This window comes from Embleya sp. NPDC005575, assembly GCF_040605455.1.
Classification (GTDB): domain Bacteria; phylum Actinomycetota; class Actinomycetes; order Streptomycetales; family Streptomycetaceae; genus Embleya.
Genome location: NZ_JBEXCV010000119.1, coordinates 1 through 21186 on the forward strand (window position 1 = coordinate 1; position 21186 = coordinate 21186).

The window sequence follows — 21186 nt, forward strand, 5'->3', positions numbered from 1 at the left end:
TCCGGCGTCCGGCGTCCGGCGTCCGGCGTCCGGCGTCCGGCGTCCGGCGTCCGGCCCGAGTCGACGCCCCTCCCGGGCCGTCCTCGGGCCGCAAACCCGGCCCGGCGCCCGGCGCCGGGTTCACCCCGGCCCGTCTCCTCCCGAAGCGGGACTCCGCCCACCGCGCGTCCCTTCCCGCCCCCTCCCGAAAGGCCATCGCCGATGGATGTCGTGCTGCGACATCTCTCCGCCTTCACCGACGGCATCACCACCACGCTCGAACTCACCGCGCTGTCCTTCGCCGGCGCGCTGTTGATCGGCGTCGTGGTGGCCGCCCTGCGGGTGTCCCCCGTCGCCGCTCTGCGCGGAGTGGGCACCGTGTACGTGGAGACCTTCCAGAACACCCCGCTGCTGGTCCTGCTCGTGCTGTTCGTCTTCGGCCTGCCCGAAGTCGGGGTGATCTTCCCGCTGTTCACCACCGCGGTGATCGTGATCGCGCTGTACGAGGCGGCCTACATCGCCGAGGCGGTGCGCTCCGGAATCAATACGGTGTCCATCGGCCAGGCCGAGGCGGCCCGGGCGCTGGGACTGACCTTCGGCCAGTCGCTGCGCCTGGTGATCCTGCCGCAGGCGCTGCGCGGCGTGGTCCAGCCGATCGGCAACATCTTCATCGCGCTGACCATGAACACCTCGCTCGCCGCGGCCGTGGGCGTGGTCGAACTGACCTCCGCCGCGAACCGGGTCAACCTGCTGGAGGCCCAGCCCATCCCGGTGTTCGTCGGGGCGGGCCTGGGCTACATGGTCATCTGCGCCGCCGCGGGCCTGCTCACCGGCGTGATCGAGCGGAAGGTGGCGATCGTGCGATGAGCGCGTCCCGAGTGCTGTTCGACGAACCCGGTCCGATCGCGCGCCGCCGGATGCGGATCGCCGGCATCGTGGCCACCGTCGCCGTGGCCGCGCTGTTGGCCCTGGCCGTAAGGCGGTTCGCCGACCACGGCCAGCTCGACGCGGACAAGTGGCGGCCCTACACCACGTGGCCGATGTGGCGATACCTGCTGGAGGGCCTGTGGGCCACGATCCGCGCCGCGGCCGTCGCCACCGCGCTGTCCATGGCCGGCGGCATCGTGCTGGCCATGGGCCGGTTGTCCCGGCGACGTGCGCTGCGCTGGTCGGCCACCGGCTACATCGAGGTGATGCGCACGGTCCCGGTGCTGCTGCTCGTCTACCTGGTCCTGTTCGGACTGCCGCACTACGGCGTGGATCTGCCGCTGTTCTGGAAGCTGGTACTGCCGCTGTCGGTGTCCGCGTCCGCCGTCTTCGCGGAGATCTTCCGGGCCGGCATCCTGTCCCTGGACCGCGGCCAGCGTGAAGCGGGCCTGGCCGTCGGCCTGACCGACACGCAGACCATGCGACTGATCGTGCTGCCGCAGGCGGTACGCCGGTTGTTGCCGTCGCTGGTCAGCCAGTCGGTCGGCCTGCTCAAGGACACCTCGCTCGGCTTCATCGTCAGTTATTCCGAACTGCTGTACAGCGGACGGGTGTTGGCCAGTTACAACCGGCTGCTGATCCAGACCTACATCATCATCGCCCTCGTCTACATCGTGCTCAACGCGTCGCTGTCCAAGCTGGCTCGCACTTTGGAGGCCCGGCAGGGCTTCCGGCCCGCAGGCCGCCGCGGCATGCGGACCCTGCTGCGGGCCCGCGCCAGCGCGGACGCCCGCCTGTGAACGCGCCGCGCCGAACGGGCGGCACCACCGTACCCCCGGCGACGGCCGGATCACCCGGCACGGCCGCACCGTCCGCGATCGTCGACCCGAGCGAACGCCCCGGCCCGGAGGACCCCATGCGCCAGGAGGACACCGTGCGCCCCGAACCCAGCACCCACTACGCCGAGTTGGCCGAGGTGGTCCGCTCCGGATTCGTGGAGAGCCGGCACTTCGGCAGTCTGGTCGCGCTGGCCCCGGACGGGCTACCCGTCATCGAGCTCGGCGACCCGAACGAGCCGGTGATACCGCGCTCTTCGGCCAAGCCGTTCCAGGCGCTGGCCTGTCTGCGCGCGGGCGCGCCGCTGGCCGGGGCGCAGGTGGCCATCGCGGCGGGCAGCCATACCGGCCAGGACTTCCACGTTCGCGCGGTGGGCGAGATCCTCGCGGCGGCCGGCCTGACCGGCGACGCGCTGCGGTGTCCGCCGAGCCGACCGGAGGACGAGGCCGCCTACAAGGCGATGATCGCGCGCGGCGAGGCGGACTCGCGGGAGCGGATGAACTGTTCCGGCAAACATGCCGCGATGCTGGCCGCGTGCGTCGCGGCCGGGTGGCCGACCGAGGGCTACCTCGATCCGGCACACCCGATGCAACTGCTCGTGCGCAAGGGCATCGAGGAGTCGGCGGGCGAGTCGACGGCGCACACCGCCGTGGACGGCTGCGGCGCGCCGGTGTTCGCGATGACCCTGACCGGACTGGCCCGCGGCATGCGTGCGCTGGCCACCTCGACCAACGGTCCCGGGCGCACGGTGGCCAAGGCGATGCGCGAGCACCCGGAGTACGTCGGCGGGGACGGGCAGGCCAACACCGAGGTGATGCGGCTGTTGCCCGGCGTCGTGGTCAAGGGCGGCGCCGAAGGCGTGTTCGTGGCCGCGACCACGGCCGGACACGCGGTCGCGGTCAAGGTGATCGACGGCAGCCCGCGGGCGACCACCGCGCTCGCGCTGGCCGCGTTGCGCACGCTCGGCGTGGACACGGCCGCGGCGCACGAATGGGCGTCCGTACCGGTGCTGGGCGGCGGTCTGCCGGTCGGCGAGGTCCGGGTGACCGCAAGCCTGACCTGACGTCACCCCCGCGGAGCCGGGCCCTCGTCCGGGCTTCGCCCGCCCACTCGCACATCCTCGGCCCACCAGGAGTTTCCGACATGATCGTCACCGCCGGCCCCACCCCCGCCCTGACCTACGAGATCTGCATCGACGATGTCCCGGGCGCGCTCGCCGCCGAGCGGGTGGGCGCGCACCGTGTCGAGTTGTGCGCGGACCTGTTCGAGGGCGGCATCACGCCCAGCCTCGGCCTGATCGAGACCACCCTGGCCGCCGTCGACGCGATCCGGGTGCACGTCATCGTGCGCCCGCGCGGCGGTGACTTCGTCTACGACGAGTACGAGGTCGCCGCGATGCGCCGAGACGTCGAGGCGATCCGGGCAGCCGGCGCGCACGGCGTGGTGATCGGCGCACTGACCTCGGACGGCGACCTGGACCGGCCGGTGATCGAGCAGCTGATGGCCGCGGCCGGCGACCGCTCGGTCACCTTCCACCGCGCCTTCGACATGACCCGCGACCCGCACGCCGCGCTGGAGGAGCTGATCGAACTCGGCGTCCACCGGGTGCTCACCTCCGGCCAGGACAGCAGCGTGCTGGAGGGCGCACCACTGATCGCGCGCCTGGTCGAACAGGCCGCGGGCCGGATCGTGATCATGCCGGGCGGCGGCGTCACCGCCCGCAACATCGATCGGGTGCTGGCCGCCACGGGCGTGCACGAGGTGCACTTCGCGGCGGGCGCGGTCCTGGAGAGCACCGCGACGCACCGCAACCCGCACCCCTACATGGGCGGCGCGCTGCGCCAGCCGGAGTACGCCCGCCGGGTGACCTCGGCGGACGGCATCCGCGACGTGGTCGAGGCGGCCCGCAGGCGCTGACCGACGGGCGCGCCACCCCTTCGGGAGACGCGTCGGCCGGGCAGCGATGAGTTTGCCGCGCGGAACAGGTCGGTACTCGTGTACACCACCCCACACCGAGTACCGGAGGTAGCGATGACCGGCAAGGGATTCACCACCTGTCTGTGGTTCGACGGTCAGGCCGAGGAGGCCGCGAACCACTACCTGTCCATCTTCGAGGACGGCAAGCTGGGCCGGATCGGCCGCTACACCGAGGCCGGGCCCGGTCCGGCGGGCTCCGTGCTCGCCGTCGAATTCGAGATCAACGGGCAGAGGTTCGTCGGCATCAACGGCGGCCCGCAGTTCACGTTCGACGAGGCCATCTCGTTCCAGATCCCGTGCGCTGACCAGGACGAGGTGGACTACTACTGGGCCAAGTTGGCCGAGGGCGGGCAGGCGGGGCCCTGCGGATGGCTCAAGGACAAGTACGGCGTGTCCTGGCAGGTCGTGCCGACCGAGCTGATCGATCTGATCGGCGACCCGGACCCGGAGAAAGCGGCCCGGACCACCGCGGCGATGCTCAAGATGGGCAAGCTCGACATCGCCGCGCTGCGCAGGGCTTACGCGGGCGAGTGACGACGTAGCGGATGCGCCGACGCGATCGTGCCCACCGTCCCCGAGGCACGCGCCGGTCGGCCGCGCGCGGCGCCAAACGACGGAACGGAGAGCGGCGGAACGGAAGACGGCAAGGCAGCGGGCGGCTCGGTCGCGAGCGGCGTGGCGGAGGCAAGGGTTCCGGCAAGCGGCGGGAAAGTGCCCGCCGGGGACTGTCGGGGACGGGGTGCGCATCGCTAGCATGCCGGCGTCCCGCTACTCCGTGACGTCGCCCGGCCACGAACGGTCGAACGCCGGTACCGCACCCGGCACCGGGAAGGTCTCGGGCGAGGGCGACACGGTCCGATCGTCCCGGAGGCGTTGGTCATGCCGCATCGCTCGCCCGTCCCCGTACAGCCCGGCCCGGTGGGATCCGGCCCGGTGGGATCCGTCGTCGCGCGGTTCGGGTCGGCGAAGCCGAGCGGACGTGCGACCCAACCCGGCCCGTCCGAGCCGGAGTTCGGGCGGTATGCCATGGACGCGCCCGGGATCGTCCAGGTGTTGCCGCATCCGTTGTTGCGCCCGGGCGTGCGGTTCTATCGCGGTTTGCGCGTCTCCTTCGACCACCCCCGCAGGCGGCTCGAACTGCCGGTCGGCTTCGCCACCCTGGTGCTCGGCTTCGACCAGCGGATCCGGGTCGGGCCGGTGAGCACGGACGGCGCGGCGAGCCCGACCACGGCATTCACCTCGTTGTTCGCCGGCATGCGGACTCGGGCGGTGATCGGTGAACATCGCGGGTTCGTGCACGGCATCGAGGTGGTGATGCACCCGTGGGCGGCGTACGCGATGTTCGGTGTGTCGATGCACGAGTTGGCCGAACACCTGGTCGATCCGACCGAGTTCGCCGGCGCGCGGATCCGCCGGTTGACCGAGCGACTGGCCGAGCTTCCGGACTGGGCCGACCGGTTCGCGGTGCTGGACGCCACACTGCTGCGTTGGCAGGCGGCCGGCCCCGGGCCGGCGCCTCGGGTACTGCGCGCGTGGGATCTGCTGTCCGCCTCCGCCGGCCGGCTGTCGATTGGTGGCATGGCGGCGGAACTCGGGTGGAGCGAGCGGCAGTTGGAGCGCAGCTTCCGGGAGCAGCTGGGCCTGACACCCAAGGCCGTCGCCCGGGTGTTGCGGCTACAGGACGCGCTGCGTCTGGTGGTCGCGGGGCGGCCGTTGGCCGAGGTGGCCACCCGTGCCGGGTTCTACGATCAGCCGCATCTCAACCGCGAGGTACGGGCCGCGACCGGGTTGACCCCCGGCGGCTTCGTCGCCCACGCACCTGACGCGTCGGCCCGGCCGACCCGGCTCGACGGCATGGTGACCACGGTCCTGCTGCCGCCGTGAAGCCCCCGGCCCCGGCGCCCGTCGCGACGTGCGCCGGGTCGCACCCCGACGTCGGGACGCGGCCGTGGTTCGGAACGCGGGACGGGCCTCCCCCATCGGGCCCGCCCCGCGTACGCCCGTTGCCCAACCGGGGCACCGGTCGGGCCGCCGGCCTCGGGGGGTGAGGCACCGTGCGGGGCGAGACCAGGCTGCCGGAACACGGGCGGGCGGGTATTGGAGAAATCCGACGCACTCGTTCGGCCGCGTTCTCAGGCCCCTTTTCCGACGGCGGCATGCCACCGGGTCGCGGCGCGCTCGACGGCGAGTCGGTCCGCCCAGACGTCGACCGCCCGATCCGCCCCTCCCCACACGCCCCGCCCACCCGCAAGGAAGGCCGGGAGCCGGCCACTCACCGGGCTCCCGGCCTTCCGATCAGGTGGGCTATTCGAGCCCGTTGTCGACCGCGGTCATCAGCACTCCGGTGTCTCCGCTCATCTCCCAGAGCATGGCGCCCAGGAGGTTCTTGGTACGGAGCCAGGCGGTCTTCCTACCGATGGACCACGTGTCGTCGAAGGTCCACCATTGGCCGTTGTTACCGGTGTAGCCGTAGGTCGAGACCGACTGCTCGTCGTGGTAGACGGTCAGGTTCGGTACCGACGCGATCAGGTTGGCGTAGCCCCTGGTGCCGGCCTCCTCCGGGAACTGGCCCGGTGCGGCGCCGTTGGCGGCCTGCCATTCACCGTGCGCCCCGCCGTCCGTGACCTGTTGCCAGCCGCGTCCGTAGAAGGCGAGCCCGAGCACCAGCTTGCGCGGGTCGACGCCCGCGTCCAGGTAGTGCTGGACGGTGGATTCGACGCTGAACTTGGTCGGGTACGGATCCCCCGCGTCGACGTACAGGTTGCCCTGATCGCCGGTGCGGTTGGGTTCCCAGCTGTTGTCGCTGCCGGAACCGTGGAAGTCGTAGCCCTGGACGTTGGCGAAGTCCATGTAGTCGAACACGCTGGGTGTGCCGTCCCGCGTGGTGATGTCCCAGCCCACGTCGACCTTGCCCGGGTCGGCCGGGGTGAACGCGGTGAGCAGGTAGTGCTTGCCGGTGGTCGAGCCCAGTGCGTCCATCTGCTTGCGGAACTCGGCCATCAGCAGGGTCAGATTGTTCTTGTCGTCGGTCGAGATGTGGTTGCCGGCGTGTCCGTCGGAGCCGGGCCACTCCCAGTCGATGTCGAACCCGTCGAAGACGCCCGCCGCGACAGCGGTGCCGCCGCGTCCGTTGGTCACCGGCAGGTTGCCCTTGATGTACATGTCCACGCAGGACTTCACGAACTTCTGCCGGGACGCGTCGGTCTTGGCGGCGTCCGAGAAGTACTTGCTGTACGTCCAACCGCCGATCGAGATCAGCGACTTGAGCTTGGGGTACTTGGCCTTGAGTTGCAGCAGCTGGTTGTAGTTTCCGGCCAGCGGCTGGTTCCAGGTGTCGGCGGTCCCGTTGACGGACTCGCCCGCACCGACCGAGCGTTCGTAGTCGGCCCACGAGTCGCCCGCGCCGTCACCCTGGTTGGGATCCTGTGGTCCCGGGGTGGTGGCTCGGGTGACCCCGTTGAGGCAGGTCAGGTTGGTGGGATCGATGTTGGAGAACGCGTAGTTGAGGTGGGTCAGCTTGGCCGCGGCGCCAGTGGTGTCCAGTGACTTCATCGTGTAGGCGCGGCCGTAGATGCCCCACTGCACGAAGTAGCCCACGCGCGCGTAGTCGTTGCCGGGGTTGCCCCCGCCGGTGGTCTTGACCGTCAGCGGGGCACCGGCCGGGCCGGTCTGGTCGATGGTGTCGCGGGCGACCACCGTGTAGGTGTAGGTGGTGTTCGCCGTCAGGCCGGTGTCCCCGTAGGTGGTGGTGGTCACCGTCGCGAGCTTGGTCGCGCCCCGGTAGACGTCGTAGTTCTTGATGCCGTGATCGTCGGTCGCCGCCGCCCAGTCGAGCGTCAGCGAGGTGTCGGTGACCGCGCTCGCCTGGGGAGTGCCCGGCGCGGTCGGTGGGTTGTCGGTGCCGCCGCCCGTGGGCTTGGTGCGCAGCGTGGCCGAGGAACTCGTCGGGCCGGTCTGGCCGATGGTGTCCCGAGCGACGATCTTGTAGACGTAGGCGGTGTCGGCGCTCAGGCCGGTATCGGTGTAGGCGGTGCCGGTGGCCGTGCCGACCACCGTGTCGCCCCGGTGGACGTCGTAGTTCCGGATGCCCTTGTCGTCGGTGGCCGCCGGCCAACTCAGCGAGATCGAGTCGACGGTGGTCGCGGTGGCGGTGGTTCCGGTGTTCTTGATCGTCCACTCCGCCTGGAAGCCGCCACCCCAGTCGGAGGTCTTGGCGAACGTTGCGGTCGCGCCCGCGGCAGCCTGCGCGGGCGCGGCCGACAGGCCGACCATCGCGGCGAGCGGGAGAAGCAGGGTGGCACAGATCGCGATGAATCTCTTGCCTGGTTTGGTGCGTTTGGTGCGCCTCACCGTTCCGATGGCCATGGGTGCTCCTGGATTTGGGATCCGATGGAGAACCTGCGCCCCACAATGAGCCGGGATGTCCGGCTCACACAGTAGGGCGAGCGTAATGAAGGTCTGGACCAATAATCAAGGTCTAGACCAGTAGGGATCAGCGGGGACCGGGATCGATCGAAATCCACTCGCGCACGGCAATCCCGAGCACGTACAAGGCCGTTGATCGAATCGCCGGCCGCCCGCGACCGAAGCACAGCGGCCGGGGAGCGAGAAACGGCGGGCGAAAGGCAAACCGGCGGCCTGCCGTTTCGTTGGCCCGCACTCGATGTTCGACAGGCCTTCACGCAAAATGTGATTTGTGACATGGTACATGTCACGCGGTCGGCCGGACGCTCCCCTTCCGGTCCACCGCAGCACCAACTGCCTTGCCAGCGTTGGTTTTTCGGTGGGGCAGAGGCCAGGACCACGCACGCGCCGATCCCGAAGTCCCCGGAGCGGGACCGGCGACGAACCGCTCATGCCGTGGCACCACCCCTCATCCGGAGGCACGCATCGGCGTGACCTCTGTTCCGCAAGGAGACGGTCTTTGCGAACCAAAGCTGCACGACCGGGACTTCGCCGCATCGCGGTGGTCACCATCTCCCTCGCCATGGGCTTCGGGTTGTTCACCCAGCCCGGATCGGCCGCCCCCTCCGATCCGGCTGCGACGACATCGACGGCCCGGGCAACCTCCGCCCCCACCTCCACCGCCGGACCGTCGGCCGGTGTCGCCCCCAGCGCCCCGGACGACCGAACCCCGCATACCCAGGGCAAACCGCTACCGGTACCCGACCGGCCGCCGCTGTCCGCGTCCGCGTCGGCCACCGCCCGGCGCGACTACGACGACCCGTCGGCCGCCGTACTCCCAGCCCGCCCGTCCATGGCCGCCGAGCAACGCGCCGCCGCGGCGGCGACCTGCACGGTCGCCGACTTCGCCAATCGCAGCGGCGCCGCGCTCGTCCAGCAGATCAAGGCGTCGACCACGGACTGCGTCAACACGCTGTTCCCGGTCACCGGGCAGGACGCCTACGCGATCTTCCGTGAGGCGCAGATGACCACGGTCGCCTACGCCCTGCGCGACCTGGCCGGCGCCTACCCGGGCAACGGCAGCACCGGCGCCCCGCAGATCGTGCTCTTCCTGCGGGCCGGCTACTACGTGCACTGGTACAACCAATCCACCGTGGGCACCTACGGTCCTACCTTGCAGACCGCCATCCGGTCCGGTCTGGACGCCTTCTACGCCAACACGCACTCCTCCGACGTCACCGACGCCAACGGCGAGACGCTGGCCGAGGCGGTCACCCTGATCGACAGCGCCGAGGAGAACGCCCGCTACCTGTACGTGGTCAAGCGCCTGTTGGCCGGCTACAACAGCTCGTACGACGCGTCCTGGTGGATGAAGGCCGCGGTCAACAACGTCTTCACCGTGCTGTTCCGCGGCCACCAGGTCCCCGAGTTCGTCACCGCCGTGCAGGCCGACCCGAGCATCGTCGACGCGGTCGACGCGTTCGCGACCGCGCACCGCGACCTGCTCGGCACCGACCGCGGGTACCTGACCACCAACGCGGGTCGCGAACTGGTCCGGTTCGTCCAGTACCCGACTCTCCAGGCCAAGGTGCGCCCGAAGGTGCGCGCGCACCTGCAGGCCACCTCGATGACCGGACCCACCGCGCCGCTGTGGGTCGCGCTGGCCGAGGGAACCGACTTCTACGACAAGGCGCAGTGCGCCTATTACGACACCTGCAACCTCCAGGCTCGGCTGACCACGGCGGTGCTGACCGTCGACTACACGTGCAGTACGAGCATCCGGATCCGCGCGCAGGAGATGACCCCGGCCAACCTCGGCGCCGCGTGCACCAGTCTGCGCAACCAGGACGCCTACTTCCACGGCGTGGTCGCGGACAACGGCCCCGTCGCCAACGACCACAACACCACCATCGAGGTCGTGGTCTTCGACTCCAGCAGCGACTACCAGACCTACGCCGGCGCGATCTTCGGCATCAACACCAACAACGGCGGCATGTACCTGGAAGGCGACCCGAGCGCAGCCGGCAACCAGCCGCGCTTCATCGCCTACGAGGCCGAGTGGACGCGCCCCGCGTTCGAGATCTGGAACCTCAACCACGAGTACACGCACTACCTCGACGGCCGATTCGACATGGCCGGCGACTTCGACGCCGGCGTCACCACCCCGACCATCTGGTGGATCGAGGGCTTCGCCGAGTATGTCTCCTACTCCTACCGCAACGTGCCCTACGACGCGGCGATCACCGAGGCCGGCAAGCACACCTACGCGCTGAGCACGGTGTTCGACACCACCTACTCCCACGACACGACCCGCATCTACCGCTGGGGCTACCTCGCGGTGCGGTACATGCTGCAAAAGCACCCCGCGGACGTCACCCGACTGCTGGGCTACTACCGGGCCGGCGACTGGACCGGCGCCCGCTCGTTCCTGACGAGCACCATCGGCACCCGCTACGACAGCGACTGGTACACGTGGCTGGCGGCCTGCGCGGCGGGCGACTGCGGTGGCGGCACTCCCGCCAACCGTCCGCCGGTGGCCGAGTTCACCAGCGCCGTCAACGGCACCTCGGTCGCCTTCACCGACACCTCCACCGACCCGGACGGCACCATCGCCTCCCGCGCCTGGGACTTCGGCGACGGCACCACCTCGACCGCGACCAACCCGACCAAGACCTACCCGGCCGGCACCTACACCGTACGGCTGACCGTGACCGACAACCGAGGCGCCACCGCGAACGTCACGCACACCGTCACGGTCACCGGCGGCGGTGTCGCCGAGTGCACCGACCCCGACACCCGCGCGCTGGGCAGGAACTGCCGGCGCAGCGCCCTGTCGGCGGCGACGGGTGGAAACGACAAGCTCTACTTCTACATCTACATCCCGGCGGGTACCGCTCGCCTGAACATCACCACCGCCGGTGGTACCGGCAATGCCGACCTCTACTACAACAGTGACGTGTGGGCCACGAACACCGCCTACACCAGCAAGTCCACCCAGGCCGGAAATGCCGAGACGCTGACCATCACGGCACCGTCCGAGGGCTATCACTACATCACCCTCCACGCGCAGCAGTCCTTCGCCGGCACGTCGGTCACCACCGCCTACTGACCCGAACGCGCACCACGAGTCGCGCGGCCGTACCGGGCGGCGGCGAGACCCTACCGGGCCTCGCCGCCGCCCTTCGTCGACTCGCGTACGACCGACTCGGACCGGAACACCACCACCCGATCGGCACCGCTGCGGACGGCGCGACCACGACGACCTCCGCGCGGCCGTCGGCCGTGTCCCCCGACATCCACCGCCCTCACCCGACATCCCCAGCGGTCAACCGACCGCCGCCGGGCGCACCGGCGACCGACCCGCCTCGCGCGCCGCCGCGCACCACACCGAGCACGGTGGAGGTCGGGACGTACCCGAAGTGCCGCGAGTCCTGGGTGCACGCCGCGTCCCCGCGCACCACCAGCGATCCGGGCGGCACCGCAGTTCCACGCACCGCGTGCACAGCCGGTCGCACCTCGCGTGGTACCGGATCGCCCGGTACCGCCGCGACCCGCTTGACCAGCCAGCGCAGTTCGTCCTCCGCGCCGTACCGAACCGGATTGCGAAAGACGATCGCGTCGCCGCGCCGCACGGCGGTGGTCCGGCGCACGATCAGCCGCTCGCCGTCCACGAACGTCGGCGCCATGCTCATCCCGGTCACCCGCACCAGCGCCAGCCGCGAGCGCACCGCCCACCCGGCCAGCGCCGCACTCGCCGTGACCGCCCCGACGGCCAGGGCCGCGCGCCCGCTCGGCCTCACTGCGCCTCCTCCGCGATCCTGGGCAAGTCGTCGCGCCGGTCCCGGTATCCGGCCGCCTGGAGTCCGAACAGCCGGGCGTAGTGCCCATCTGCCAGGGCCATCAGCTGGTCGTGGCGGCCCAGTTCGGTGATCCGGCCGTCGGCGAGCACGGCGATGGTGTCCGCGTCGCGCAGCGCGCCGAGCCGGTGCGACACGAGCAGGCTGGTCCGGCCGGCCCGGTGCCGGTGCAGCGTGCGGTGCACCTCGTGCTCGGCCTCGGGGTCCAGGCCCGAGCTGGGCTCGTCCAGGATCAACAGGTCCGCGTCGCCGCGCATCAGCGACCTGGCCAGGGCGACCCGCTGCCACTGGCCGCCGGACAGCGTGACGCCGGCCCTGTCGTCGTCCTCGTCCAGGTGCACCCGGCTCAACTGGGTCCGGTAGCCGTCCGGCAGCGCGGACAGGTCCGCGTCGATGCCAGCCAGCGCCGCGCTCGACCGGATCCGGGCCCGGTCCTCGCGGTGGGCCAGGTCGCCGATGCCGATGTTCTCCGCCGCGGAGAGGTCGTAGGTCATGTAGTCCTGGAAGGTCACCCCGATCCGACGGCGCAGCGCGGCCACGTCCATCGTGCGGATGTCCACGCCGTCCCAGCGGATCGCGCCCCGGTCCGGGTCGTAGAACCGGCAGAGCAGCTTGATCAGCGTGCTCTTGCCGGTGCCGTTGCGTCCGACCAGGCCCACGGCGCCGCCGGCCGGCACCACCAGGCTCACCCCGCGCAGCACCCACGGCCCCTGTGCGTCATAGCGGAACCACACGTCGTCGAACTCGAGTTGCCCGCGCAGCGCGGGCACCCGGCCGGTCCCGGCGTCGAGGTCGTCGGGGGTGTCCATCAGATCCAGGAAGTGGCCGAACAGTCGGATCGCCTCGGCGGCCATGCCGGCCTGGGTGACCACGCCCGTGAAGGCCTGCTGCACGCCGGCGGCGGCGGCGGTGAACAACATCACGTCGCCGACCGTGAAGCGGCCGTGCGCAGCGCCGGCCACCACCACGACCATGCCCAACCCGGCCACCACCGCGTTCAGCGCGGCGAATCCGGCTTGGATCAGCATGCCCCGTCGGGCCACCGTGAGTTCGGCGTCGGTGGCCTCGCGCAGCGCCCGCACCAGGCGGCCGTGCAGGAAGTCGCCCAGCCCGAACAGCCGGATCTCCTTGGCCGCGCGCGGGTCGGTCAGCAGCGAGCGGTAGAACAGGCGGCGGCGCTGCTTTCCGGAGGTCAGCTCCAGCACCGCCACCTGCCGGCGGGCCATCGACAGCCGGGCCAGCAACGCGGCGACGCCCACCAGGAACAGCAGGCCCACCATCGGCGGCCACACGGCGAGCAGCACACCGGTGAACCCGCTCAGCGCGGCTGCGGAACGCACCACCTCCTGGCTGAACATGGTGATGTTGTGCGGTGCGTCCTCGGATGCCTGCTGGGCCAGCCGCAGGCGGTCGTGGAAGGCCGGGTCCTCGAAGCGGCGTAGTCCGCGGAACTCGTTGACCTTGGCGAACAGGTCCCGCTCGACGGTGACCACGAGCCGCCGACGCACCACCTCGTCCAGATAGGCAGCCAGTTGCATCAGCACGGCGAGCACCGCGCCGAGCGTCGCGAGCGCGAGACCCAGCGTCACCGCCCGCCCGGAGTCGACGTGTTCGCCTCGGCCCAGCTCGTCGAAGAGCAGTTTGGTCAGCCACGCGGCCGACGCCGGCAACACGCCGATCAGCACGGTGGCCACGAGCAGCAGCAGCGCACCGACGGGCGCGGCCCTGAACTGCAGCGCGAGGGCCACCTTGACCGCGCGAAGGCGCAACCGGGACCCCGGAGGCGTAGCGCCCTCCGAGGTCCCGTCCGGATCCGGGATCAACAGGGGTTGCCCAGCCGGATGGTGCAGACGCCGTTACAGCTGTAGCGGTACTCGCGGCCGCCGCTGCAGTAGCAAAGCTGGCCGACGTACTCGACGCACGCTCCGGCGCGTTCTTCCTTCAGGACCAGGCTGAGCAGCCGGTCGCCCATCGTGCCGATCGCTCGCTTCATCGCATACCTCCGGGAGTTCGCTGTGGGGTGATGGGCGTGCCGGTCAGCACTTGGTGGTGGTCTTCACGCACGGGCCGTTGCAGCTGTACACGTAGCGGTAGTGGCTACGGCACGCGCAGAACTGGCCGTGCTCCGGGACGCACGCCCCGGCTCGTTTCTCGCGGAGGACGAGTCCCAACAGTTTGTCGCCCATGGTGCCGATCACACGGTTCATCGTGGACCTTCCATTGCAGGGTCGAATCGACGGAAGCTGGGTGTGCTTCTGCCGGAGGCGACGCTAAACCCTTCGTCATCCGTATCGCAAGCGAAAGCAAGTGAGTCGAATCAATAAATGCCGTGTTTGTTTCGGGCCGCCGCCGAGTGAGCACTGTTGCCATTGGCGAGCTCGGGGATACATTTCGACGGCCGTGTTCGCCGGTCGCGCGGACATCGAGGTCGGCCGACATCCTTCGCCATTTTGGGAGCATCCCCATGCCGTTCCTGATCGTCGCCGTGGTGCTCGTCACGGTGCTGTGCCTGTTGAATCTGTTGCTCACGTTCGGCGTCATTCGCAAACTCCGCGCCCAGGGCGAACACGGGCATGGCGCGCAGGGCGATGTGGACATCTCGGACCTGGTGCTGCCGGTGGGCTCGACGGCGCCCGCCTTCGCCGCGACCACCACCGCAGGTGAGACGGTGTCCCGGGACGGCTTGGGCGCCGCACTGTTCGGCTTCTTCTCGCCGAACTGTCGAGCCTGTAAGGAGCGGTTGCCGCAGTTCGTGGAGGCGGCGCGCGAGGCGGGCGATGGCGGTCGGCGGGTGCTCGCGGTGGTGCACGGGGACGAGGCGGAGACCCGGGAGCAGGTCGCCGCGCTGGCTGCGGTCGCACAGGTCGTGGTCGAACCGACCGACGGTCCGCTGGGTCGCGGATTCGCGGTGACCGGATATCCGGTGTTCGGTCTGCTGGCTGCGGACGGCACGATCACCGCGAGCGGTTTCGACCCTAAAGCCCTTTCCGCACCGGTGCGCACCGCCGCCTGATTCGACCGATTCGGCATGGCGCGATCAGGTTTCTGACAAGATCGTTTTCCGGGACGGTCGATTCCCGAACATGATCCTTTTCCGCAGGTAATTCGATACCTTCGACCGGGCCGATAGCCGTGGGACGCCGACGCCTTCCCGATTGCGAACTCGCGCGTATTACCGGAATCAAATATCCTCCGGCGCGAATTCGCCGCGTAGGGTGCGGCGGGTTTTGCCGGATCACACCCGGGCGTGGGTGGTGATGTCTTCCTCGAACAGTTCGACCATGCTCGCGGTCACCGTCGGGCGGGACTGGGCGAGGGCGTCCAGGTAGTCGCGGGTGTGCGCGCCCGGGCCGTCGGCGGCTGCGGACTTTTCGAACAGGTCGCGTTCGAACGACGCCTGGGCGGCGATCCGGGCGGCGTGGCCGATGTCGGCGGGCGTGAGCAGCTCGCTGGCCGCCACCAGCGCGTCCAGGTCCACGTCCGGACGGGCCGACGCGTACCGGGTCCACATCGCCCGCCGCGCGTCCGCGTCCGGCGTGCCCACCGGAATGATGTAGTCGAACCGACCGGGCCGCAAAAACGCCGGGTCCAGCGAGCGCACCGAGTTGGTCGCGCACACCAGCAGCCGATCGCCGTGTTCGCGGAACGCCGGGATCAGCTTGAGCAGTTCGTTGGTCACCGCGTGGCCGGCGCTGGGCCGGGCGTGCCGGACCGGCGCGATCTCCTCGACCTCGTCGATGAACACCACGATCCGCTCCAACCGGGCCAACCGCCCGAACGCCTCGCGCAGCGCGGCGGCCAGGTTGCCGCCGTCGGCCAGCCGCGAGGGCAGCAGTTCCACGAACGGCCAGCCCAGGCGGGAGGCGATCGCCCGGGCGAAGGTGGTCTTGCCGGTCCCGGGCGGGCCGAACAGCGTGATCGCGCTGGGCGGTTCGACACCGTGCCGCATCGCGCGCTCGGGATCGGCCAGCGGCAGCACCACGCGCCGCTCGATCAGGTTCTTCTCCACCTCCATGCCGGCCACCTTCGACCACAGGTCGCCCGGCAACATCCGGCCGCCGAGCCGGTCCAAGGTCTCCGCCGCGTGGTCGTCGACCGGCTCGACCTTCTCGAAGTAGGCCACCGCCGGCCGCCGCTCGTAGCCCGCGTTGCGCAGCCCCAACTCGCGCGAGTCCTCCTCGGGAAGCACGTAGGCGATCCGGCGCACCCGCTCCTCGACCAACCTGCGCTCAAGCGCGAGCAGCAGCGTGCTGGTCAACCCCAGACCGCGTGCGGCCGGCGAGATGGCGATCCGCATCACCCAAGCCCGCCCCTCGGACACCGTGGCCAGCGCCGCGCCGACCACCGCGCCGTCGCGCCGGGCGACCACCGCCGACTGGCGCGAGGTCAATGCGTTGATGCACTCGGACAGCGAGAAGACCGATTCCTGGCCGAGTTCGGTCGTAGTGTCGATCAGGTGCACCACCGCCGCGAGATCCTCCTCGCGGTAGTCCTGTATGAGCCAGACCATGAACAGCTCCATCCGTGGATCGAGTGCCTCGACGAGTGGCAAACACTAGGGAGCACCGCCGTTCCGCGAACGCTTCGTTGTGTACAAGTGCGCGCCCGAACTTGGTCATCCTGCGGATGGACACCCGGCGATGGATCTGCGACACGCATGCCGGCCGAACTCCGGCGACCGGGCTCGGAACCCGAGGCACAATGGCCTCGACCTCGTCCGCGCCGTGCGGCCCGCTCGGGCCGCCCGAACCCTACGGAGAACAGATGACCGTCTCGTCCGCGTCCGGCCCCGCCCACGCGTCCGGTGTCTTCCCGATCGGTGGCGACCTGCCGGTGCGCCGGCTCGGTTACGGCGCCATGCAGCTCACCGGGACCGGCGTATGGGGCGAGCCCAAGGATCGCCGAGAGGCGATCCGGGTGCTGCGCCGCGCCGTCGAACTCGGTGTGAACCTGATCGACACGGCCGACTCGTACGGCCCGTTCGTCAGCGAACAGATCATCCGCGAGGCTCTACACCCATATGCCGAGGACGTGGTGATCGCCACCAAGGGCGGTTTCGCCCGCACTGGACCGGGCGAGTGGCGCGCCCTGGGTCGGCCCGAATACCTGCGTCAGCAGACCGAACTGAGTCTGCGTCATCTGGGCCTGGACCGGATCGACCTCTACCAGCTGCACCGAATCGACCCGCAGGTCCCGCTCGCGGACCAGCTCGGCGAACTCGGCGCGTTGCAACAGGAGGGCAAGATCCGGCACATCGGCCTGTCCGAGGTCACCGTGGAGCAGTTGCGCCAGGCCCGCGAGATCGTCGAGATCGTCTCGGTGCAGAACCTGTACAACCTGGCCAACCGCAAGGCCGAGAGCGTGCTCGACTACGCGACGGCCGAGAACATCGCCTTCATCCCGTGGTTCCCGATCGCCACCGGCGAACTCGCCCGACCGGGCGGTCCGTTGGACCAGGTGGCCAAGGAACACGGCGCCGCGCCGTCACAGTTGGCGCTGGCCTGGCTGCTGCACCGCTCCCCGGTGCTGCTGCCGATCCCGGGCACCTCCAGCGTCGCGCACCTGGAGGAGAACACCGAGGCGGCCCGGATCCGACTGTCCGACGACGAGTTCGAGGCGCTGTCGGCCGCGGTCTGACCACGATCGCGGTCGGGGCCGGACCCGTCCCGTCCACCGGGACAAGTCCGGCCCCGACCGCGCCGCCCGAGGCCGGCCGAAGTCGGGTCAGCCCTCCCTCGACGTGATCCGTACACTCCACCCGTCCTCGATCTCCGCACCGTCGATCGTGATCGCCTCGACCGTGCGCGAACTCGGGTCGATGTCGGCCACCACACCCTCGCCCGCGTAGCGCGGATGCCCGGAGGCACCGATCTCGCCGGTGGCTTCGACCACGGCCGAACGAACCGCCGACCCTCGGGCGTCGGTGGCCATGTCCTGGACGTTGTACGGGAGAATCTCGATCTCGAAGCGTTCCATCCCGAGCCCATGCCCACGGTCGGGCCGGCGCAAGCCACTCGGTCGGCCGTCGGGCCTGCCGTCGCCCCCGAGCACCACGACGCGGGATCGAGGACACGCCCCGGCGATTCGCCCTGAAAAACATCAGGTATCCGCCGTCCACCGACGAATACCGCGCGCTCACCGCATACACCAAGCGCAACCACCCGGGCGCGCTGTTGGTGGACCCCGGTACAAGGCAACCTTCCAACTGCCCTTCACTTCCCACCACGTCTTCATCGACGCGGACAACAACAAGGTAGGCCGTCGACCCGGCGGTGGGACCGCACGCGTTCTGCCCCTGATCGAAGAAGATGCCGTCGATGTCGGGGCCGTACAGCCGGTACCACTTGTCCACGGCGTGCCGGATCTGGATCCGCCACGCCGGGATGGACGAGTCGCCGAGTCGGGTCGTCTTCGGGGAGCCGATGGTGTTGGTCCCGAAGCAGCCGGTGTCCACGTAGGCGATCACCGGCTGCGCGGACTCAAGTACGGCGTCACCCGCACCTACGTGCTGGGCCTGAGGCGGTACTGCCCACCGGCGAGGTGATTCGCACCGGCGGCCGGCTGTGGAAGGACGTGGCCGGCTACGACCTGACGCGGCTGCTCACCGGCTCGGAGGGCACCCTCGCGGTGATCACCGAGATCACCATGGCCTTGTGCCCGCGCCCGCCGACATCGGCACCGGCGCCGGCGCCGGCACCGGCACCGCGTACTTCCCCGGCCTGGCACACGCCGGCCGTGCGGTCGCCGACACACTCGCCGCCGGCATCGTCCCCGCTGGAATTTTTGGACCGGCGCTGTATCGGCGCGGTCGAGGACTTCGCCCACCTGGGCCTGCGCACGCACGGTGGCACGCTGTTGTTGTTCGGTGACGACGGCGCGTCGGACGCGGTGCGCCGCGACCTGGCCCGGATGGCCGACCTGTGCGATCGGGCAGGCGCGAGCGAGTGGACCCTGGCCGAGGACGTGGCCGGCGCCGAGGCGCATCCGCGCGCCCGCCGGCTGGGCGACCGGCTGCCCGGCCGGATCGTCACCACCTCCGGCGGCTACGCCGCACACCTGGCCTCGATGAATCGGCCTGACCGCGCCGGACCGGGCCATCGCGTCGAAGCCGACATCGCAACCGCACGCGCCTTCGTCATGCGCGCATCCCTCGAACGCCCGACACCGCGAACCGGCCCGGATTCCAGGCCCCGCCCGGATTCCAGGCCGGATTCGGCGCCGGTGCATCCCGGATCCGGGCCGATGAACGGAGGGTCATATAGGGGTAATTCGGACATTTCATTTCCGGGCGCATGACGCACGTCACATCTCGCATACCGAAGGTCAGGACCTCGTACGCACCGTAAACCGAGTTTTCCGGATTCTCACCCGGAGCGATTATGCAGCGACGGTGAGTAAGCAATTCGGGCACAATGCGTATGGCGATCGGGACTTTAGGTCCCGATATTCCACCCTTCCGACCTGAATTTTCGGTTTTGGCGAATCGTGATGTTTGGTTCCACGCCGGGGGTGTGCGTAGTTTGGTGCTTCGCCACACCAGTCCGGTGCTTGGCGAAATGGTCTCCCGGTTCGCCGAATCCTGCCGCCGGAGCGAGGCCACGGTACGAAACCCGAAAGGCAGGAGCGGGGGAACCAAGTGGAATGCCGTCCCGGGCGTCTGTGACACAGACGCCCATTCGGACGGCTTGGGGTGAAGCCGTGCCCGTCCCTTACATCCAAGGGTCGAACACGGCCGGGCGAGACTCTCCAGCCCGAATCCGACAGCTCACTTCGTAGGCGTGGGAGAAGGAAAAATCTTCGTGCAGTCGTTCATCACCCCTGCCCGCATGCCCAAGAAGACGCGTCTCGCGCTGACCCTCGGCATGGCCGGCGCCATCGTCGCCGCCCCGCTCATCACCGGTCTCGCGACCGCCAACGCCGCCTCCGTCTCCACCTGGGACAAGGTCGCCATGGGCGAGAGCTCGGGCAACTGGCACATCAACACCGGCAACGGTTTCTACGGTGGCCTGCAGTTCACTCAGAGCACCTGGAACGAGTTCGGCGGTCAGCAGTACGCCCCGCGCGCCGACCTCGCCACCAAGGACCAGCAGATCGCCATCGCGGAGAAGGTCCTCGCCGTGCAGGGCCCCGGCGCTTGGCCGAACACCTCCGGCCCGGCGGGTCTGACCAAGGGCGGCCCCAAGGCCGCCGTCTCGCCGAGCACCAAGTCGTCCGACTCGGCCGCGACTTCGGTCAAGGTCGCCCCCAAGGTCGCCGAGAAGCCGGCCGCGACCGCCCCCACCGCGCCGAAGATCGAGGTCGTCCCGGCCGCCGCGAAGCCCGCGTCGACCACCACCTCGTACTCCGTGGTCAAGGGTGACAGCCTGTCCAAGATCGCTGCCGACAAGGACGTCGCCGGTGGCTGGCACAAGCTGTACGCCGACAACCGCGGCGTGATCGGCAGCAACCCGAACCTGATCAAGGTCGGCCAGAAGCTCTCGCTCTCCGGCAAGGCCGCGGCCGCCACCACCACCGCCACCAAGGTCGAGGCCGCGCCGAAGGCCGCGCCCAAGACCGAGACCGTGGCCGAGACCAAGCCCTCGGTGTCGGTGAAGGTCGCGCCGAAGACCGCGGTCAAGGAGAAGGCTCCCGTCGCGGCCAAGGTGTCTTCGGCCAAGGCCGGCAGCACCTCGGTCAACTCGTCCGGTTACGTCGCTCCTGTGAACGGCGCACTGGGCACCGCGTTCGGCACCGGCGGCAAGCTGTGGTCCAGCGGCAGCCACACCGGCCAGGACTTCGTGGTCGGCACCGGCACCCCGGTGAAGGCGATCACCTCGGGCACCGTGGTCAGCGCCGGCAACGGTGGCGCCTACGGCAACGAGATCGTGATCAAGCACGCGGACGGCAAGTACTCGCAGTACGCGCACCTGTCCAGCATCGGCGTTCGCGCCGGCGCCACGGTGAGCACCGGTCAGCAGATCGGCCTCTCCGGTGCGACCGGCAACGTGACCGGCCCGCACCTGCACTTCGAAATCCGCACCACCCCGAACTACGGCAGCGGCATCAACCCCCTCACCTACCTGCGCGCGCACGGCGTCAACATCTGATCCGAGCGTCATCAGGCAGTAACCGCACGGTGATAGCCACCATGCGGTAGCCGTACCAGGGCCGGGCCCGTCGACCACGCGTCGACGGGCCCGGCCCTTTTTCGCGTCCCCACCCTGCG

The 21186-nt window shown here is 70.0% G+C and carries 18 protein-coding genes and 1 riboswitch; of the genes, 11 read left to right on the top strand and 7 right to left on the bottom strand.

What is annotated here, in order from left to right; translation table 11 throughout:
• The first annotated feature begins 201 nt into the window (after nucleotides 1-201).
• The 6 genes from ABZS54_RS30715 (at nucleotide 202) to ABZS54_RS30740 (ending at nucleotide 5604) form a co-directional block, all read left to right on the top strand.
• A complete protein-coding gene (locus tag ABZS54_RS30715; protein WP_355543293.1) occupies nucleotides 202-846 on the top strand; it encodes an amino acid ABC transporter permease in 645 nt (214 codons plus the stop codon).
• Entirely contained in the window at nucleotides 843-1706 is an 864-nt protein-coding gene (locus ABZS54_RS30720) for an amino acid ABC transporter permease (RefSeq protein ID WP_355543296.1), read from the top strand. Before ABZS54_RS30715 ends, ABZS54_RS30720 begins: the two co-directional genes overlap by 4 nt.
• 116 nt (nucleotides 1707-1822) lie before the next feature.
• The gene (locus tag ABZS54_RS30725) at nucleotides 1823-2806 is read left to right on the top strand and encodes an asparaginase (RefSeq protein WP_355543299.1); all 984 of its coding nucleotides are present in this window, start codon (nucleotides 1823-1825) and stop codon (nucleotides 2804-2806) included.
• A gap of 80 nt (nucleotides 2807-2886) precedes the next feature.
• Entirely contained in the window at nucleotides 2887-3660 is a 774-nt protein-coding gene (locus tag ABZS54_RS30730) for a copper homeostasis protein CutC (RefSeq protein WP_355543302.1), read from the top strand.
• A gap of 114 nt (nucleotides 3661-3774) precedes the next feature.
• Nucleotides 3775-4254 carry a VOC family protein gene (locus ABZS54_RS30735; RefSeq protein WP_355543305.1) on the top strand — a complete coding sequence of 160 codons (480 nt, stop codon included), beginning with the start codon at nucleotides 3775-3777 and terminating at the stop codon, nucleotides 4252-4254.
• A 399-nt stretch (nucleotides 4255-4653) separates the two neighbouring features.
• On the top strand, nucleotides 4654-5604 hold the full coding sequence (locus ABZS54_RS30740) for a helix-turn-helix transcriptional regulator (protein WP_355543308.1): 951 nt from the start codon (nucleotides 4654-4656) through the stop codon (nucleotides 5602-5604).
• Between the two features lie 420 nt (nucleotides 5605-6024).
• Here ABZS54_RS30740 and ABZS54_RS30745 read toward each other — a convergent pair whose 3' ends face one another.
• Complete coding sequence (locus ABZS54_RS30745; protein ID WP_355543311.1) at nucleotides 6025-8085, bottom strand: glycosyl hydrolase family 18 protein; 2061 nt, start codon at nucleotides 8083-8085, stop codon at nucleotides 6025-6027.
• A gap of 622 nt (nucleotides 8086-8707) precedes the next feature.
• On the opposite strand from ABZS54_RS30745, the gene ABZS54_RS30750 reads away from it, so the two are divergent.
• Nucleotides 8708-11233: a collagenase gene (locus ABZS54_RS30750; protein ID WP_355543352.1), complete on the top strand. Its 2526-nt coding sequence runs from the start codon at nucleotides 8708-8710 to the stop codon at nucleotides 11231-11233.
• Nucleotides 11234-11429: 196 nt separating this feature from the next.
• Here ABZS54_RS30750 and ABZS54_RS30755 read toward each other — a convergent pair whose 3' ends face one another.
• The 4 genes from ABZS54_RS30755 to ABZS54_RS30770 are packed head-to-tail and all read right to left on the bottom strand — an operon-like array spanning nucleotide 11430 to nucleotide 14188.
• Nucleotides 11430-11924 (bottom strand): S26 family signal peptidase, encoded by a 495-nt coding sequence (locus ABZS54_RS30755; protein ID WP_355543314.1) that lies wholly within the window; start codon nucleotides 11922-11924, stop codon nucleotides 11430-11432.
• Complete coding sequence (locus ABZS54_RS30760; RefSeq protein ID WP_355543317.1) at nucleotides 11921-13750, bottom strand: ABC transporter ATP-binding protein; 1830 nt, start codon at nucleotides 13748-13750, stop codon at nucleotides 11921-11923. Before ABZS54_RS30760 ends, ABZS54_RS30755 begins: the two co-directional genes overlap by 4 nt.
• Nucleotides 13751-13800: 50 nt before the next feature.
• Nucleotides 13801-13974 carry a hypothetical protein gene (locus ABZS54_RS30765; RefSeq protein ID WP_355543320.1) on the bottom strand — a complete coding sequence of 58 codons (174 nt, stop codon included), beginning with the start codon at nucleotides 13972-13974 and terminating at the stop codon, nucleotides 13801-13803.
• Between the two features lie 43 nt (nucleotides 13975-14017).
• Nucleotides 14018-14188, bottom strand: coding sequence for a hypothetical protein (locus ABZS54_RS30770; RefSeq protein WP_020551031.1), 171 nt, complete (start codon nucleotides 14186-14188; stop codon nucleotides 14018-14020).
• A 257-nt stretch (nucleotides 14189-14445) separates the two neighbouring features.
• Between ABZS54_RS30770 and ABZS54_RS30775 the strand changes: the two genes are divergently transcribed.
• Nucleotides 14446-14994: a redoxin domain-containing protein gene (locus ABZS54_RS30775; protein WP_355543323.1), complete on the top strand. Its 549-nt coding sequence runs from the start codon at nucleotides 14446-14448 to the stop codon at nucleotides 14992-14994.
• 222 nt (nucleotides 14995-15216) lie between these two features.
• On the opposite strand, the gene ABZS54_RS30780 is transcribed toward ABZS54_RS30775, so the two are convergent.
• Complete coding sequence (locus tag ABZS54_RS30780) at nucleotides 15217-16491, bottom strand: ATP-binding protein (RefSeq protein WP_355543326.1); 1275 nt, start codon at nucleotides 16489-16491, stop codon at nucleotides 15217-15219.
• 254 nt (nucleotides 16492-16745) lie between these two features.
• Here ABZS54_RS30780 and ABZS54_RS30785 point away from each other — a divergent pair, with 254 nt between their 5' ends.
• Nucleotides 16746-17618: an aldo/keto reductase gene (locus tag ABZS54_RS30785; protein WP_355543329.1), complete on the top strand. Its 873-nt coding sequence runs from the start codon at nucleotides 16746-16748 to the stop codon at nucleotides 17616-17618.
• A gap of 87 nt (nucleotides 17619-17705) precedes the next feature.
• Here ABZS54_RS30785 and ABZS54_RS30790 read toward each other — a convergent pair whose 3' ends face one another.
• Complete coding sequence (locus ABZS54_RS30790; RefSeq protein ID WP_355543332.1) at nucleotides 17706-17957, bottom strand: hypothetical protein; 252 nt, start codon at nucleotides 17955-17957, stop codon at nucleotides 17706-17708.
• 564 nt (nucleotides 17958-18521) lie between these two features.
• Between ABZS54_RS30790 and ABZS54_RS30795 the strand changes: the two genes are divergently transcribed.
• Both ABZS54_RS30795 and ABZS54_RS30800 read left to right on the top strand, forming a co-directional pair.
• Nucleotides 18522-19277 carry an FAD-linked oxidase C-terminal domain-containing protein gene (locus tag ABZS54_RS30795; RefSeq protein WP_355543334.1) on the top strand — a complete coding sequence of 252 codons (756 nt, stop codon included), beginning with the start codon at nucleotides 18522-18524 and terminating at the stop codon, nucleotides 19275-19277.
• Nucleotides 19278-19541: 264 nt separating this feature from the next.
• Nucleotides 19542-19775: riboswitch (cyclic di-AMP (ydaO/yuaA leader) on the top strand.
• Nucleotides 19776-19807: 32 nt separating this feature from the next.
• A complete protein-coding gene (locus ABZS54_RS30800) occupies nucleotides 19808-21067 on the top strand; it encodes a transglycosylase family protein (protein WP_355543355.1) in 1260 nt (419 codons plus the stop codon).
• Nucleotides 21068-21186: the final 119 nt, after the last annotated feature.